The following is a 16584-nucleotide window of genomic DNA, read 5'->3' on the forward strand; positions in this document are numbered from 1 at the left end:
GCTCCTCCCCCTGACAAGGGGGAGGTCGGAGGGGGTTGCCTAATGGACGGCGCCTTCCGCTTTATGCTTCTGCGCGCTCTGGAAACCGTAGGTCAGCTGCTGCGTCTCCTTATCCAGTTCAACCTTGACCGAGCCGCCGTCGACCAGCAAGCCGAACAGCAGTTCGTTGGCCAGCGGTTTCTTGAGGTTTTCCTGCATAACCCTCGCCATCGGACGGGCCCCCATGGCTTTATCATAGCCTTTGGTTGCCAGCCAATCGCGAGCTTCGTCGCTGACTTCCAGCGATACGCCCTTCGCATCCAGCTGCGCCTGCAACTCAACGATGAATTTATCCACCACCTGCTGAATAACGTCCGTAGAGAGATGGTTGAACCAGATAATGCCGTCGAGACGGTTACGGAACTCCGGCGTAAACACTTTCTTGATCTCTTCCATCGCATCGGTGCTGTTATCCTGCTGGATAATGCCGATAGAGTTACGCTGGGTTTCCCGCACGCCGGCGTTGGTGGTCATCACCACGATCACGTTGCGGAAGTCGGCTTTGCGGCCGTTGTTATCCGTCAGGGTGCCGTTATCCATCACCTGCAGCAGCAGGTTAAACACATCGGGGTGCGCCTTCTCGATTTCATCCAGCAGCAGCACCGAGTGCGGATGCTTAATCACCGCGTCGGTCAGCAGGCCGCCCTGATCGTAGCCGACATAGCCAGGAGGCGCGCCGATCAAACGGCTGACGGTGTGGCGCTCCATGTACTCGGACATATCGAAACGCAGCAGCTCGATATCCAGCGCCTTCGCCAGCTGCAGCGTGACCTCCGTTTTACCCACCCCGGTCGGCCCGGCAAACAGGAAGGAACCGATAGGCTTGCGATCCTGCCCCAATCCGGCGCGGCTCATTTTGATGGATTCCGACAGCGCTTCAATCGCCTTGTCCTGACCGAACACCAGCATCTTCAGGCGCTCGCTCAGGTTTTTCAGCACGTCGCGATCGCTGGACGACACCGTTTTTTCCGGAATACGGGCGATACGCGCCACCACGGATTCGATATCCGCCACATTGACCGTTTTCTTGCGCTTACTGACCGGCACCAGACGGCTGCGGGCGCCGGCTTCGTCAATCACGTCAATCGCCTTGTCGGGCAGATGGCGGTCGTTGATGTATTTCACCGCCAGTTCCACCGCCGCGCGCACCGCTTTCGCCGTATAGCGTACGTCATGATGGGCTTCATACTTCGGCTTCAGGCCGTTGATGATCTGTACCGTTTCTTCCACGCTCGGTTCAGTGATATCGATTTTCTGGAAACGTCGCGCCAGCGCCCGATCCTTTTCAAAAATATTGCTGAATTCCTGATAGGTGGTGGAACCGATAACGCGGATCTTGCCGCTGGATAGCAGCGGTTTGATCAGGTTGGCCGCGTCGACCTGACCGCCGGAGGCGGCACCCGCACCAATAATAGTATGAATTTCATCAATAAAGAGGATGCTGTTCTTATCCTGTTCCAGCTGTTTCAACAGCGCCTTGAAGCGTTTTTCAAAATCGCCGCGATATTTCGTTCCGGCCAGCAGAGAACCGATGTCCAGCGAATAGAGCGTGCAGTCCGCCATCACCTCCGGCACGTCGCCCTGCACAATCCGCCAGGCCAGCCCTTCGGCGATCGCCGTTTTGCCGACGCCGGATTCCCCCACCAGCAAAGGGTTATTTTTACGCCGCCGGCACAATACCTGAATGGTGCGCTCCAGCTCTCTGTCCCGGCCGATAAGCGGGTCGATGCCGCCAACGCGCGCCAGCTGGTTCAGATTGGTGGTGAAGTTTTCCATACGGTCTTCCCCTCCGGCCTGCTCTTCATTGACAGGATTCTCCGGGTTTGGCGCCTGCCCGGACTCTTCTTTACGCGTCCCGTGCGAAATAAAATTCACCACGTCCAGACGGCTGACGTCATGCTTGCGCAGCAGGTACGCCGCCTGAGACTCCTGTTCGCTGAAAATGGCGACCAGCACGTTCGCCCCTGAAACTTCGCTGCGCCCCGATGACTGAACGTGAAAAACCGCCCGCTGCAACACGCGCTGGAAACTCAGCGTCGGCTGCGTTTCACGCTCATCGTCGCTTTGCGGCAGCGTTGGCGTGGTCTGTTCAATAAAGGTTTCCAGTTCCTGGCGCAGCGCGGTCAAATCCACCGTGCAGGCTTCCAGTGCTTCACGTGCGGCCGGATTACTGAGCAGAGCCAACAGCAAATGCTCCACGGTCATAAACTCGTGTCGGTGCTCACGCGCTCTGGCGAAAGCCATGTTGAGACTGAGTTCCAGTTCTTGATTGAGCATATGCCCCTCCCCCAATGAATTGCCTGACTTCAGGCTTTTTCCAGCGTACAGAGCAGCGGGTGCTCATTTTCTCTGGCGTAACGGTTTACCTGTACAACTTTGGTTTCAGCCACTTCGGCGCTGAACACGCCGCATAACGCCTTTCCCTGATAATGAACCGTCAGCATCAGTTGCGTTGCACGTTCAATATCATAAGAAAAGAACTTTTGCAGAACGTCAATAACAAATTCCATCGGCGTGTAATCATCGTTGTTCAATAACACTTTATACATCGATGGCGGTTGCAGTTTTTCTTTATGTTGATCGGCGGTCAGACTCTCTGATTGCGACCACGTTTTATCGTTTCCCATTATCTGTCCAACGTCATCTGAATATCACCGGAGCGAACTGTATTTACAGTAGCACGTCTGGTTTTTGTTTTACCATCCGGGGACCAAAATCGTTGCCAGAAAGCGCGGTCTAGTGTCTCCGATCCCTCGAATTCACTACGCAACGCTGAATCAAAGCCGGCAATAGCGTTATCTGCATCAAACTTTGACACAAAGACCCGGCGCTAAAATGTGGATCGCTTGACGCCGGGATCGATTTCACTACAGTGTAGTGTTGAATTGATGAGGTTTTAATCAATTCGTATTCACTTTAACCAAATAACCTCACCTTACTTAAAAAAATACTCTTGCGAAGGATGTCCAGCATGGAGACGGGTACTGTTAAATGGTTCAATAATGCCAAGGGTTTCGGTTTTATCTGTCCTGAAGGGGGCGGTGAAGATATCTTCGCTCACTACTCGACAATTCAAATGGACGGATACCGAACGCTAAAGGCTGGACAGGTTGTCAGGTTCGACGTTCATCAAGGACCGAAAGGTAATCATGCAAGTCTGATCGTGCCCCTGGTCAGCGAAACTGTCGCCTGATAAACACTAAGCCTTAACTAAAAAATTTCGATTTTTATTCAGGTTAGTACAAAAATGCTGGTCTGATCGTTCGACCGGCATTTTATCTTTACCGCCTTGAAATCAAGTTTGGGGCGCTAAAAAATAAATCAAGCCTCAGGCGCCTCCCCGCTCTCTTTTCCGACGCGCGGCGGTTGAACCGGCATGCAGCCGCCGGTAGTTCAACCGTTAATCGGCGCGCCCGCGCGCCAGCCACAGCACCCGGGAAAACATACCGCGAATCAATGGCGGTATGGCGTCGTCGCCCATGCTTGCGGCTTCCATCGCCACTTCAATGGCCAGGTCCGGCTTCGACGATCGATGAATCGCTTTCATAATGATTTTATGCATGGATAACGGCACTTTTTCCGGCAGTTGCGCCACCCGGTGATAGACATGGGCGAATCCCGCGCGGTACATATAATGTTCCATATCCAGCGCCGGCAAGACGGTCAAGTGGTCGCGCGCTCTTTCTCCCTGCCTCGCCAGCAGGCTTTGCGCCGTGGCGGCATACTTTTTCCCGGCGTCGTCGCCATCGGCCAGCACATGCCATTCAATGCCCATGCGCTGAGCGAATTTCAGCAACGGCCGCAGCCCCGACTGGGCAAACTCAATGACTTTAACGCCTTCGGCGGCAAAGTGATGACCGCACTGCCGGGCCAGCTCATTCAGCATCCAGACTTCGGTTTCCCCCTCCACCAGCAGCCAACAGCGGGCAAACAGCGACGAAGGGCGATTAAAACGAATATGGAAGGCAATACGCCGGCTGTCCTCCGCGCTCATCTCCTGTCGGCCGATGCGATAGGTCGCCACGCGTGATGATTCGCGCACCAGACGGCAAACCTGCTCCATCGGCACCAGCGACAACAGTTCCCCCGAATTGGTGGTGGTAACTTTCTGCAACGGCAACTGCATCAGCAACCCCCACGCTACCGACAGCATGATCGGATGCAGGCGCGTTTCCGGATCTTCGATTAATAACAGGGGAAGGGAATGCGGGTCCAGCGTCACCGCGCCTTTGGCCTGTAATAGCGTGGTAAAGAGTTCCAGCAGGATAATCCGCCGACTGCGGTTGTTCGAATCGGCGATAAGACGGTTGATATTGTCCAGCGCGCGCCAGGATTTACCGTTATGCGCCCGTTCATGGCGATGATGCCGCCGCTCATTCAGCGTGGCGTTTTGTTCGGAAAAATAGTGCTCAAGCAATTGACGCATCGCAGCCAACCCTTGCCGCAGTTCCTTGTCGGTCAATTTCTGCGGGTTTTGCGCCAGTTCGCTCATTAGCTGTTCAAACTGCCGCGCCAGTTTTTCATTACCGTTGTTCGCGGCGACGGCCAGGGTTCCCGAACGCAGACGGCGCATAAACCTGGCATCCCGCAGACGCAACACCGGGTGCAAGCGGATCACTTCGCGGGCCAGTTCGTCGATATCGCTTAGCGGTATCGGGTGCCCTTCGGCATCAAGAAAGCTGCGCCAGGTAAAGACCGACTCGCTTTCGTCGACCTCGCCTTCCAGGCGGTAAAAAATCCGCTTCCGCGATCCCGCGCCTTCCACCCATACTCGCTCAAGCGTGCGGTAACGCGGAGCCAGATGGCGTCCGGGCGCCGCTTCACAGAACGTGAAGATAACCTGCAGGTGGCGCTCGCGGCTGGTTTCATCACCCGGCGTAAAATGAAAATCCTCTCTGTCGAAATGATACAGCGGCAGCGTCGGCGCCAGCAGCAGAGACAGCGCGTCCAGCAGGCTGGACTTGCCCCAGGCGTTCTCGCCGATCAGCACGGTATTATCTTCCAGCGTCAGCGACAGCCGGTTAATCCCCCGGAACCCCAGAATCTCTACGCTTTCCAGATACATCCACGTCTCCTGTTTTCGCCTTGCCGAACCAGACTTAATAATAACACCCGCCGCTGCCTGCGGCAGGCCGCCAGACAAGACTTTACTCACGATGATAATTTGTTTAATTTTAATAGATTATGTCACTTTCCCCTCCAATGACCGGCTTTTCTTCCTAAGGACCTCTATTCTGTGATGTATTCAGGGTTATTAATTATTTTATTGCCGCTTATGCTGGGCTATCTGGTGCCGCTGCGCGCCAAAAAAGTATTACGATCAATTAACCGTCTGCTGAGCTGGATGGTGTATATCATTCTGTTTCTGATGGGCATCAGCCTGGCGTTTCTGGATGATCTCGGCAGCAATCTGCTGCTGATTTTTCGCTATGCCGTCGTCTGCACCCTGTGCATTGTCGCGGCGAATATTGCGGCGCTGTGGTTACTGGAAAAACGCTATCCATGGCGTGGCGCCTACCAACGGCAAGCGCTCCCTTCCCGGCTGCATATGATCCTGGACTCGCTCGGGCTGTGCGGCGTGGTATTCAGCGGGTTTCTGCTGGGGTTAACCCAGTGGTCCGGCCTGAGCCATGCCAGTCAGGGCAGCGAGTACGCGCTGATACTGTTGCTGTTTCTGGTGGGAATACAGCTGCGCAACAGCGGCATGACGCTGCGCCAGATTGTATTGAATCGACGCGGCATGATGGTCGCGCTGGTGGTCGGCGTCAGCGCGCTTGCCGGCGGCGCGCTGGCGGCCTGGGCGCTGGATTTGCCGCTGAAAACCGGTCTGGCGATGGCCTCCGGCTATGGCTGGTACTCGTTGTCCGGTATCCTGCTGACCGACGCGTTAGGCCCGGTTATCGGCAGCGCGGCCTTTTTTAACGATCTGACCCGTGAACTGCTGGCCATTATGCTGATCCCGGCGCTGATCCAGCGCAACCGCGCCTGCGCCCTGGGATTATGCGGCGCCACCTCGATGGATTTCACTTTGCCGGTATTACAGCGCAGCGCGGGGGTGGATATGGTGCCGGCGGCCGTCGTGCACGGTTTTCTGCTGAGCCTGGCCGCGCCGATCCTGATGGCGTTTTTTTCCGCATAGTCGCTTTTGCCTCTCCCTTTGCGGGCAGTGATTGAGAGTCATTTTCATTGCCCGCAGTCAAAATTGCGCTAAATCAACTTTACCTGACGTTGGGTTAAAAAAGCCTTTTTCCTCATGGCGCTTCCCTCTATGCTTCAAAACAAGCATTTAAAATGCAACTTTAAAAAGGAAGTAATTATGTTTTGTGTGCAATGTGAACAAACCATCCGTACCCCGGCTGGCAATGGCTGCTCTTACGCGCAGGGCATGTGTGGTAAAAGCGCGGAAACCTCCGATCTGCAAGACCTGCTGGTCGCCGTATTGCAAGGGCTGTCGGCCTGGGCGCTGCAAGCCCGCGAGCTGGGTATCGTCGATCATGATATCGACAGCTTCGCCCCGCGCGCCTTTTTCTCCACGCTGACCAACGTCAACTTCGACTCGCAGCGGATTATCGGCTACGCCCGGGAAGCCATCGCGCTGCGTCAGTCGCTGGCAACGCGCTGCCGTCTGCTGGAAGCGGGCGTTGCCCTCACCCATCCCCTGGCGGAACTACAACTGGCCGGCGACGATATGCCGACGCTGTTGCGCCAGGCGGCCGACTTCGCGCTGGATCATGACAAAAGCGCCGTGGGCGACGACGTTCACGGTCTGCGCATGCTGTGCCTATACGGCCTGAAAGGCGCCGCCGCCTATATGGAGCATGCGCACGTTCTCGGCCAGTATGATGAGAGTATTTATACGCAATATCATTCCCTTATGGCCTGGCTGGGCACGCAACCCACCGACGTCGATACCCTGCTGAACAATGCTATGGGCATCGGCGCGATGAACTTTAACGTTATGGCGATCCTCGATCGCGGCGAAACCGAGGCTTACGGTCATCCGCAGCCGACCGCCGTTAACGTGCGCCCCGTCGCCGGTAAAGCCATTCTGATCTCCGGCCATGACCTGAAAGATTTGCGTATGCTGCTGGAACAGACCGCAGGCAGCGGCATCAATATCTACACCCACGGCGAAATGCTGCCGGCGCACGGTTATCCCGAACTGCAAAAATTCAAACATCTGGTCGGCAACTACGGCAGCGGCTGGCAGAACCAGCAAACGGAGTTCGCCAAGTTTCCCGGCGCCATCGTCATGACGTCCAACTGCATTATCGATCCCAATGTCGGCAACTACGGCGATCGCATCTGGACGCGCAGCATAGTCGGCTGGCCGGGCGTCAACCATCTGGAAGGGGATGATTTCAGCCCGGTTATCGCCCAGGCGCAGCGGCTGGCAGGGTTCCCTTACAGCGAGATCGAACATCTGATTACCGTCGGTTTCGGCCGGGAAACCCTGCTGAGCGCCGCCGATACCGTTATCGACCTGGTCGCCCAAAAGAAACTTCGACACGTCTTTTTGGTGGGCGGTTGCGACGGCAGCCGCGCGGAGCGCAGCTATTTTACCGACTTTACCGTCAAGGTTCCCGACGACTGCCTGATTATGACGCTGGCCTGCGGTAAATACCGTTTCAACAAGCTGGATTTCGGCACCCTGGAAGGTCTGCCGCGTTTACTGGACGTGGGCCAGTGCAACGACGCTTACTCCGCCATTATTCTGGCGGTCAAACTGGCGGAGAAACTGGGCTGCGGCGTCAACGATCTACCTCTCAGCCTGGTGCTGTCGTGGTTTGAACAGAAGGCTATCGTCATCCTGCTGACCCTGCTGTCCCTCGGCGTGAAGAATATTTATACCGGTCCGACGGCGCCGGGGTTCCTGACCGAAAATCTGCTGGCGATCCTGAATGAGAAGTTCGGCATGCGCGCCATCACCACGGTCGAACAGGATATGAACGCCATTCTGGCCGCCTGAGGGAGATGATGTCATGACCATGCCGACACCACTTTGTCCCAACCGTATGCAAGTGCATTCGATCATTCAGGAAACCCCTGATGTTTGGACAATAGCGCTGATTAATCACGATTTTTATCCGTATCAGCCCGGCCAGTATGCCCTGGTGAGCATCGCCGACAGTCCTGAAACGCTGCGGGCCTATACGCTCTCGTCATCGCCTGGGCTTAGCTGCTTTATCACCCTGACGGTGCGCCGGCTGGATAAGGGGCTCGGTTCGCGCTGGCTGACGCAAAAGCTGAAACCGGGTGATTATCTGTGGCTGTCGGATGCGCAGGGAGAATTTACCTGCGCGCGCGCCGCCGGCGAACGTTATCTGATGATGGCCGCGGGCTGCGGCGTCACCCCCATAATGTCGATGTGCCGCTGGCTGCTCGCCAATCGACCGCACAGCGACCTGCGGGTGATTTTTAACGTGCGCAATCCGCAGCAGGTTATTTTTGCCGACGAGTGGCGGGAACTGGCGCGGCGTTACCCCGACCGTCTGCAACTGACGCTGATGGCGGAAGAGGATGCGGCGCCGGGTTTTCTCGCCGGGCGGATTACCTACGAGCTGCTATTGGAACTGGCGCCGGATATCGCCGGCCGCACCCTGATGACCTGCGGTCCGGCGCCCTATATGAAGCAGGTAGAGAAGTTCTGTCGGCAGTGCGGCGTGCCGGCGCAGCGCTTCTTTAAAGAGCAGTTCCATGTGGCTGACGGCGCCCCGGATGACGACGGCGACCAGCTTACGCTCACCATCAGCCGCCCGTGGCAAAAACTGCGCGTTCCGGTGGGCGTCAGCCTGCTGGCGGCGCTGGAGGCCAATAAGGCGCCGGTGCCAGCCGCCTGCCGCGCGGGCGTATGCGGAAGCTGCAAAACCCGCATTCTCTCCGGCGACTACCACACCGACAGCACCATGACCCTGACCCCGGAGGAGATCGCCCAGGGCTACGTGCTGGCCTGTAGCTGCCGGTTACAGGGGGATACCGTGCTGGCGTGATACAATGCGCGCCGCCGATCAAGGCGGCGTCACCACAGCCGTTATCGTTCACGGCGCGGCGTACTTCTCCAGCAGGGCGTCGGCGATGGCTTCCGTCTGCGTATCCGCCTCTCCCCGGTAATCCCGCGGACGGAAGTGCATCTGAAAGGCGGCGATAACCTGCCGCTTCTGCCGAGCGCTCATATCATCGCGCACCTGGTAGCCGTAGCGCACCAGCTTCGCCAACAGGCGGTCGGCATCAACCGGCCGGGCGGGGTCGCGGCCGTCAAGATGGAACCTCACCCGCTCCGCCTCCGGCCAGGCGCCGATGCCCGCCCGCGCCAGCTGTTCCCAGGGAAACAGCGGTCCGGGATCCTGCTTGCGCAGCGGGGCGATATCGCTGTGGGCCACCACGTTCTGCGGCGCTATCCCATAGCGCTCGACGATCTGCCGGGCCATATCGCTCAGCACGGCGATTTGCGCCGCGGGAAACGGCGTCCATTTTACCCCGGTCAGCGTACGCCGGTAGCCGGCGTTCTCCAGCTCGATACCGATCGACGAATTATTAAGACGCGTGAATCCGCGCCAGCCGCTGGCGCCGGCGTGCCATGCCGCCTGCGATTCCGCCACCAGTTGCCACACCACCGGCTTACCCCGGTCAAGGGGCGGATGCGCGGGAATAAGATAATGCGCGCTGACGTGTTCGTCCGTCAGCGTGCTCAGCGAGGTGGGAAAATCCTCCGCCGTATAGTGGATCACCAGAAAACGGATGCGCGACTCCTGCGCCTGCGCCCGGTGCGCCGCATCGACTTTATAGCGCCCGAAATCCTTCAGGGAGGAGGCAGACTGGCACCCGGCCAGCAATAGCAACATCAGCATAGCGATGCATTTGGTCATGATGTTCCGACGAGCGTCGGTTTTCCGTATGAAGTGATTAAACAGTGACTAGCGACCGACTTTTACCGCGGTCCCGCTGACGGACACCATCAGCATGCTGCTGTCTTTACCCACGGTTTCATAGTCGATATCAATCCCGACCACGGCATTGGCGCCCAAATCCGCCGCCTGTTGCTGCAACTCTTTAAACGCAATCTGCCTTGCCTTGCGCAATTCTTTTTCATAAGCGCCGGAGCGTCCGCCCACGATGTCGCGAATGCCGGCAAAGAAGTCACGGAAAATGTTGGCGCCGAGGATGGCTTCCCCGGTGACGACGCCGCAGTATTCCGTAATGGTAAAACCTTCCAGATTCGGGGTGGTGGACAAATGCATGGTGGACTCCTTGAACTGTTGATAGACGTAATACCCTATATCACCGCTCTGTTACAGGGCAACTGCGGGATTAAAATAGTCCGCTTCCATGCTTGCCGCGCGCTAATTATCCGCGCGGCTTATTTCCTCCCCGACAAACCCGCTCCGCTCACCGTCAAGCCAGTGTTTTATGCTATTATTTAAGCAATAATTCGCTTATCAGCAAATTTTAACCCGCGGCGATTGCATAAGTATTCTGCCGACGTTAACATTCGCGGCATCAATGGCTATTCAATTCTTACGCATGAGTATTCAACTAAACGGCATTAACTGCTTCTACGGCGCATACCAGGCGTTGTTCGACATTACACTGACCTGTCCGGCGGGCGAAACCCTGGTTTTGCTTGGGCCGAGCGGCGCGGGGAAAAGTTCCCTGCTGCGCGTCCTGAACCTGCTGGAAATGCCGAGTTCCGGTAAGCTGGCGATTGCGGGCAATCAGTTTGATTTCGCCCATGCCCCCGGCGACGCCGCCATTCGCGAACTGCGTCAGAACGTGGGCATCGTTTTTCAGCAATATAACCTCTGGCCCCATCTGACGGTGGCGCAAAACCTGATCGAAGCCCCCTGCCGCGTGCTCGGGCTGAATAAAGATCAGGCCAAAGCCCGTGCCGACAAGCTGCTCACCCGGTTGCGTTTAAATGATTTCGCCGATCGCTATCCCCTTCATCTCTCCGGCGGACAGCAACAGCGTGTCGCCATCGCCCGTGCGCTGATGATGGAACCGCAGGTACTGTTATTCGATGAACCCACCGCCGCGCTGGACCCGGAAATTACCGCTCAGGTAGTGAGCATCATCCATGAGCTGACGCAAACCGGCATTACCCAGGTAATCGTCACCCATGAGGTGGAGTTCGCGCGGAAAACGGCCAGCAGAGTGGTATATATGGAGAACGGACGTATTGTGGAGCAAGGGGATGCCGCTCATTTTGCCCAGCCGCGGACGTCAGCATTCGCCAGCTATTTATCACATTGATTAATTTCAGGAAAACCATGATGAAAAAAGCGATCGTCGCACTATTATTCGCCGGCGCCAGCGTTTCCGCCGGCGCGGCGGAAACCATCCGTTTCGCCACCGAAGCTTCTTACCCTCCGTTCGAGTTCGTTGACGCCGGCAATAACATTCAGGGCTTTGATATCGATCTGGCCAATGCGCTGTGCAAAGAGATACAGGCTACCTGCACTTTCAGCAACCAGGCATTCGACAGCCTGATCCCGGGACTGAAATTCCGTCGTTTTGAAGCGGTTATCGCCGGAATGGATATCACCCCGGAACGGCAGAAACAGGTCGCTTTCACCCACCCCTATTATGACAATTCGGCGCTGTTTATTGCCCATAAAGGCAAAATCGCCGACGTTGGCGCGCTGCAAGGGAAACGCGTCGGCGTACAAAACGGCACCACCCACCAGAAATACCTGATGGATAAGCACAGCGAAATTACCACCGTGCCTTACGACAGCTATCAGAATGCGGTGCTGGACCTTAAAAACGGTCGACTGGACGCGGTATTCGGCGATACCGCGGTGGTGAACGAGTGGCTGAAACAGAATGAAAACCTGTCCGCGGTCGGTCAACCGGTGACGGATAAAGGCTATTTCGGCGTCGGTCTGGGGATTGCGGTTCGTCAGAATAACGATGAACTGTTGAAGAAATTCAACGACGCGCTCAGCAAAATCAAGCAGGATGGTACTTATCAGACCATCTATCAAAAATGGTTCCAGCAGTAATCTGACTCTCAATGATTGAATTTCACCCTCTTGCAGGCGCCGCCGGGATGACCGTCGGCCTTGCCGTTTGCGCGCTGGCGCTGGGGCTTGTCCTCGCCATGCTGTTCGCCATCTGGGAAGCCGCCCGCTGGAAAGCGGTCGGCTGGTGCGGCACCGCGCTGGTAACGCTACTACGCGGCCTGCCGGAAATTCTGGTGGTGCTGTTTATCTATTTTGGCTCCTCCCAACTGCTGCTGATGCTGGCGGACGGCTTTACCCTGAATCTGTATCTGGTGCAGATCCCGGTGCAAGCGGATATCGAGATGTTTGAAGTCAGCCCGTTTCTGTGCGGCGTGATCGCACTGGCGCTGCTGTATGCCGCCTACGCCTCGCAAACGCTGCGCGGCGCGCTGAAAGCCGTGCCGCAGGGGCAATGGGAGTCCGGCCAGGCGCTGGGGTTAAGCAAGTCGGCTATCTTTATCCGCCTGATTATGCCGCAGATGTGGCGTCACGCCCTGCCGGGGCTGGGCAACCAGTGGCTGGTACTGCTGAAGGACACCGCGCTGGTTTCGCTGATCAGCGTCAATGACCTGATGCTGCAAACCAAAAGCATCGCCACGCGGACGCAGGAACCCTTTACCTGGTACGTCATCGCCGCCGCCATTTATCTGGTGATCACCCTGTTCAGCCAGTACGTTCTGAAACGGATTGAACTAAGAACCACGCGTTTTGAACGGAGGCCTTCCTGATGCTCGCTTATCTGCCTGAGCTGCTTAAAGGCCTGCATACCAGCCTGACGCTCACCGTGGCGGCGCTTATCGTCTCCCTGGGGCTGTCACTGCTGCTGACCGTGGTGCTGACGTTGAAAACGCCGGTGATATCGACGCTGGCGAAAGGTTATATCACCCTGTTTACCGGCACGCCGCTGCTGGTGCAGATCTTCCTGATCTACTACGGGCCCGGCCAGTTCAGCGCCATTCAGCAAATTCCCTGGTTATGGCACCTGCTGTCTCAGTCGTGGCTGTGCGCCATGATCGCCCTGGCGCTCAACAGCGCCGCCTATACCACCCAGCTGTTTTATGGCGCGGTAAAAGCCATTCCCGCCGGCCAGTGGCAGTCCTGCGCGGCGCTGGGCATGTCGCGGAAACAGACGCTGCGCATCCTGTTGCCCTTCGCCTTTAAACGCGCGCTTTCATCCTATTCGAATGAAGTGGTGCTGGTGTTTAAAAGCACCTCTCTGGCTTACACCATCACCCTGATGGAAGTCATGGGGTACAGCCAGTTGATGTACGGCCGCACTTACGACGTGATGGTTTTCGGCGCGGCGGGGATTATCTATCTCTGCGTCAACGGATTGCTGACCTTGCTGATGCGTCTGATTGAACGGCGCGCGCTGGCGTTTGAACGACGCAACTAGCCTTGAATATCCCAATAACATCCGCACAGACTGGAGTACGTAGATGAAAAAATTATTGCTCGCCGCCTTACTGGCCGGGATGACATGCGGCGCCATGGCCGCGGATACCATCCGCTTCGCCTCATCCGCAACCTATCCGCCGTTTGAATCGCTGGACGCCAATAACGACATCGTCGGTTTCGATATTGATCTGGCGAAAGCGCTGTGCAAGCAGATGCAGGCCACCTGCACTTTTAGCAATCAGGCTTTCGACAGCCTGATCCCCGCGCTGAAATTCCGCCGCTATGACGCGGTGATTTCAGGGATGGACATTACCCCCGAGCGCAGCAAGCAGGTGGCGTTTACCCAGCCCTACTATGCCAACTCGGCCGTGGTGATCGCCCAAAAAGGAAAATTCAGCGATTTCGCCGCGTTGCAGGGCAAACGCATCGGAATGGAGAACGGCACCACGCATCAAAAATATATGCATGACAAGCACCCGGAAGTGCGGACCGTCTCTTACGACAGCTATCAGAATGCGGTGCTGGATCTGAAAAATGGTCGTATTGACGGCGTGTTCGGCGATACCGCCGTGGTGAATGAGTGGATTAAAACCAACCCGGATTTGACAACGGTCGGCGAGCACGTGACCGATCGCGAATACTTCGGCACGGGGCTGGGCATCGCCGTTCGTCCCAACGACCAGGCCCTGCTGGAAAAGCTGAATAAGGCGCTGGACGCCATTAAAGCGGACGGCACCTATCAGGCCATCAACGATAAGTGGTTCCCGCAGTAAAACCGCCCCCTGCTTTACCCGCGCGGCGCTTAACGGCGCCGCGCAGTGCCTTAAACGTCGCGCTAATCGGCCGCGTCTTCTCTTTGCAATAGCGTCAACACTTCGTAATGCGCGGTATGCGGAAACATATCGAATAGCTGCACGCGCGCCACGCGATAGTTTTTCAACTTATCCAGATCCTGCGCCATGCTGGCGGCGTTACAGCTGGAGTAAAGAATATAGTGCGGCGCCATACGGCTCAGGTAGGCGCACAGCTCCGCGCCTATCCCGCGGCGCGGCGGATTCACCAGCACCAGATCCGGGATCTGCTCCCGGGCGGTGGCGAACTGCGTCGAATCCAGCGCCTGAAACTCCACCTGCGTCAATCCCAGCTGTGCGGCGGACAGGCGCGCGCAGGCGATGGCTTCGGCGCTGATCTCGATGCCGGTCAGCCGCATCTGCGGCGTGGCGCAGTGCAGGCCGAAGCCCCCCACGCCGCAGAACAGATCCCACATGCTGCGAATATCCAGCTCCGCCACCCAGGCGCGGGCCGCGGCATAGAGCGCGCCGGCCACCTGCGGGTTGGTCTGGAAAAAACTTTGCGGCCGGATGTACAGCGGCACCTGGTTGAACCGTTCCGCCAGCGTCGCCGCTTCGCTGAGGATGATTTCCGTTTTTCCTTCCATAATCGCCTGATGCACCGGCTGAATATTGGCTGAAATCACCTCAAGCCGGGGCAACTGCCGTTGCAGCCAGGGTAACGCCGCGCGCAGCTGGGCGAGCTTGGTTTCCGAACGCAGCACAAAGCGCAGCATAAAGGCGCCGCGCGAAACGCTTTCCGTCAGCAGCAGGTACTTTAACTCTCCGCGCCGGCGGGCGACGTTATAGGGGGTCAGCCCTGCCCTGGCGATAAATATTTTTAGCGCCGCAAATACCGGCGCGAAGCTATCCGGGTAGAGCGGGCAGTCACACAGATCGACCGCCGTCCCGTCACGATGCAACATCCCCAGCAGCGGCCGCTCAACGCTGCCGCTGACCACCATTTTCGCCTTGTTGCGAAACGCGGACGGCGCCGAAGGGCGAACCGGCAGCCATTGCTGAACCGCGCGTGAGCGGAGCAAATCGGCAAGGTGTTGCTGTTTGTCGGCCAACTGCTGTGGATAGCCTTTTCCCAGCCACTGGCAGGAACGGCAGGTTCCCGCGCTGTACTGCGCACAATGCATAGAGAGAATCTAACGATTAAGAGTGAAAACAGAATGGCGCGGATTGTACCACCGCCGCGCCGTTATTTCCGCCGCGGTAAAAAAATGTCGCTTGCGGCGGCCTAAAGGGCGAGTCTTATGGATGAAACGAGTAAAAAAACGTCGGGACCTGGGAAATCCCCAGAAATTGAAATATGTAACGCCGGAGAATATTTCGTGCGCGATAAAGCCGCCATTTCTTTGCTACATCGTAGCACGCGCCCGACGCAGGGTGGTTCAAACGCCACCACCCTACGGACCCGGGCTTGTGGCTGAAATCACGCCGCTAACGCGGTGCCTTCGGCGGTCGCCCCCTTTTCCGAACCGCCAGTGACGCGTTCCCGACGCGGCACTGGCTTGAGCAGCATCCATGCTGCTCATTCGCGGGGTCGTCCACCTCAGCGTAATTTCTTACGCCATAGGGTGAACGATGTAAATACTGAGTTCTTTAATATCAGTATGTTAAATACAAAGATACAAACAAGCCCCCCGTGTCGGGCGCGTGCTGCTACGGTTGTAGAAATCAACTGAGGTAAGTGCGCACGAAACCCTCACTACGCTCACAGAGATCTTTTCCCAAATGTGTAGAGAGCATTTTTATCGCCCTTTGCCGCGCCCCGCAGGGCGAGTCTCAGGGATGAGACGAGTAAAAAACCGCCGGCTGCGGCGCGGAAAAAACAGCAGAAAAATCACCAGCAAATCCGGTATTTTCTGTAATAACAGCTGATGCAGCACCGCTGTATGGCTATCGCCGGAGATATGAAATATCGCCGGGAAATACTCGCTCACCGACGCCAGCAGCATATACAGCGCCACCAGGCACTGGCAGATAACGTATCCCCAGCGCCCCCAGTTGGCCCCCGTCAGCACCGCAAATCCGCAGCGCACCTCGGCGCAAACAATCACCAGGGACAACAGCAAAACCAGCGTAGCGTCCCATGACTGGGCGCTGCTGCCTATCCATCCCCCCAGTTCGCTCAGGCCCGGTTCCCAGGCCAACAGCAACACGCCCAGCAAACGGGTGGCGATAATAGCGATGCCCGCCACCATAACCGGGACCGGCGCATAGGCTTTTCGCTGGGCGATCTCCTTTTTCCTGTACCGCATTTACCCTCTCGTCCATACAGAACGACAACGCCACCAGAAGATGGC

The 16584-nt window shown here is 57.1% G+C and carries 16 protein-coding genes; 9 read left to right on the top strand and 7 right to left on the bottom strand.

Features of this window, described 5'->3' with window-relative positions:
- Positions 1–39: 39 nt before the first annotated feature.
- Positions 40–2316: an ATP-dependent Clp protease ATP-binding subunit ClpA gene (gene clpA, locus EH206_RS13050; protein ID WP_009113238.1), complete on the bottom strand. Its 2277-nt coding sequence runs from the start codon at positions 2314–2316 to the stop codon at positions 40–42.
- 29 nt (positions 2317–2345) lie between these two features.
- A complete protein-coding gene (clpS, locus tag EH206_RS13055; RefSeq protein WP_009113239.1) occupies positions 2346–2666 on the bottom strand; it encodes an ATP-dependent Clp protease adapter ClpS in 321 nt (106 codons plus the stop codon).
- A 344-nt stretch (positions 2667–3010) separates the two neighbouring features.
- On the opposite strand from clpS, the gene cspD reads away from it, so the two are divergent.
- Positions 3011–3232: a cold shock-like protein CspD gene (cspD, locus tag EH206_RS13060; protein WP_009113240.1), complete on the top strand. Its 222-nt coding sequence runs from the start codon at positions 3011–3013 to the stop codon at positions 3230–3232.
- Between the two features lie 207 nt (positions 3233–3439).
- On the opposite strand, the gene EH206_RS13065 is transcribed toward cspD, so the two are convergent.
- Complete coding sequence (locus EH206_RS13065; protein WP_009113241.1) at positions 3440–5104, bottom strand: ATP-dependent endonuclease; 1665 nt, start codon at positions 5102–5104, stop codon at positions 3440–3442.
- 174 nt (positions 5105–5278) lie between these two features.
- Here EH206_RS13065 and EH206_RS13070 point away from each other — a divergent pair, with 174 nt between their 5' ends.
- The 3 genes from EH206_RS13070 to hcr all read left to right on the top strand — a co-directional run bounded on the left by EH206_RS13070 (position 5279) and on the right by hcr (position 9029).
- Positions 5279–6178 carry a LysO family transporter gene (locus tag EH206_RS13070; protein WP_040343251.1) on the top strand — a complete coding sequence of 300 codons (900 nt, stop codon included), beginning with the start codon at positions 5279–5281 and terminating at the stop codon, positions 6176–6178.
- A 177-nt stretch (positions 6179–6355) separates the two neighbouring features.
- Positions 6356–8008 carry a hydroxylamine reductase gene (gene hcp, locus EH206_RS13075; RefSeq protein WP_009113243.1) on the top strand — a complete coding sequence of 551 codons (1653 nt, stop codon included), beginning with the start codon at positions 6356–6358 and terminating at the stop codon, positions 8006–8008.
- 13 nt (positions 8009–8021) lie between these two features.
- On the top strand, positions 8022–9029 hold the full coding sequence (gene hcr, locus EH206_RS13080; RefSeq protein WP_009113244.1) for an NADH oxidoreductase: 1008 nt from the start codon (positions 8022–8024) through the stop codon (positions 9027–9029).
- Between the two features lie 48 nt (positions 9030–9077).
- Here hcr and EH206_RS13085 read toward each other — a convergent pair whose 3' ends face one another.
- Both EH206_RS13085 and EH206_RS13090 read right to left on the bottom strand, forming a co-directional pair.
- Positions 9078–9905 carry an N-acetylmuramoyl-L-alanine amidase gene (locus EH206_RS13085; RefSeq protein WP_009113245.1) on the bottom strand — a complete coding sequence of 276 codons (828 nt, stop codon included), beginning with the start codon at positions 9903–9905 and terminating at the stop codon, positions 9078–9080.
- 48 nt (positions 9906–9953) lie between these two features.
- Positions 9954–10277 (bottom strand): heavy metal-binding domain-containing protein, encoded by a 324-nt coding sequence (locus EH206_RS13090; protein WP_009113246.1) that lies wholly within the window; start codon positions 10275–10277, stop codon positions 9954–9956.
- Between the two features lie 283 nt (positions 10278–10560).
- Between EH206_RS13090 and artP the strand changes: the two genes are divergently transcribed.
- The 5 genes from artP to EH206_RS13115 are packed head-to-tail and all read left to right on the top strand — an operon-like array spanning position 10561 to position 14212.
- The gene (artP, locus tag EH206_RS13095; protein ID WP_168709094.1) at positions 10561–11289 is read left to right on the top strand and encodes an arginine ABC transporter ATP-binding protein ArtP; all 729 of its coding nucleotides are present in this window, start codon (positions 10561–10563) and stop codon (positions 11287–11289) included.
- Positions 11290–11309: 20 nt separating this feature from the next.
- Complete coding sequence (gene artJ / locus EH206_RS13100; protein WP_040343255.1) at positions 11310–12041, top strand: arginine ABC transporter substrate-binding protein; 732 nt, start codon at positions 11310–11312, stop codon at positions 12039–12041.
- 11 nt (positions 12042–12052) lie between these two features.
- Positions 12053–12769, top strand: a complete 717-nt coding sequence (gene artQ, locus EH206_RS13105) for an arginine ABC transporter permease ArtQ (protein WP_040343257.1) — start codon at positions 12053–12055, stop codon at positions 12767–12769.
- On the top strand, positions 12769–13437 hold the full coding sequence (artM, locus tag EH206_RS13110) for an arginine ABC transporter permease ArtM (protein WP_009113250.1): 669 nt from the start codon (positions 12769–12771) through the stop codon (positions 13435–13437). Before artQ ends, artM begins: the two co-directional genes overlap by 1 nt.
- Positions 13438–13480: 43 nt before the next feature.
- Complete coding sequence (locus EH206_RS13115; protein ID WP_009113251.1) at positions 13481–14212, top strand: arginine ABC transporter substrate-binding protein; 732 nt, start codon at positions 13481–13483, stop codon at positions 14210–14212.
- A 62-nt stretch (positions 14213–14274) separates the two neighbouring features.
- Here EH206_RS13115 and rlmC read toward each other — a convergent pair whose 3' ends face one another.
- On the bottom strand, positions 14275–15414 hold the full coding sequence (rlmC, locus tag EH206_RS13120) for a 23S rRNA (uracil(747)-C(5))-methyltransferase RlmC (RefSeq protein ID WP_009113252.1): 1140 nt from the start codon (positions 15412–15414) through the stop codon (positions 14275–14277).
- 615 nt (positions 15415–16029) lie between these two features.
- Positions 16030–16539: a YbjO family protein gene (locus EH206_RS13125; RefSeq protein ID WP_009113253.1), complete on the bottom strand. Its 510-nt coding sequence runs from the start codon at positions 16537–16539 to the stop codon at positions 16030–16032.
- Positions 16540–16584: the final 45 nt, after the last annotated feature.

The organism is Brenneria nigrifluens DSM 30175 = ATCC 13028 (assembly GCF_005484965.1).
Taxonomy (GTDB): Bacteria; Pseudomonadota; Gammaproteobacteria; order Enterobacterales; family Enterobacteriaceae; genus Brenneria; species Brenneria nigrifluens.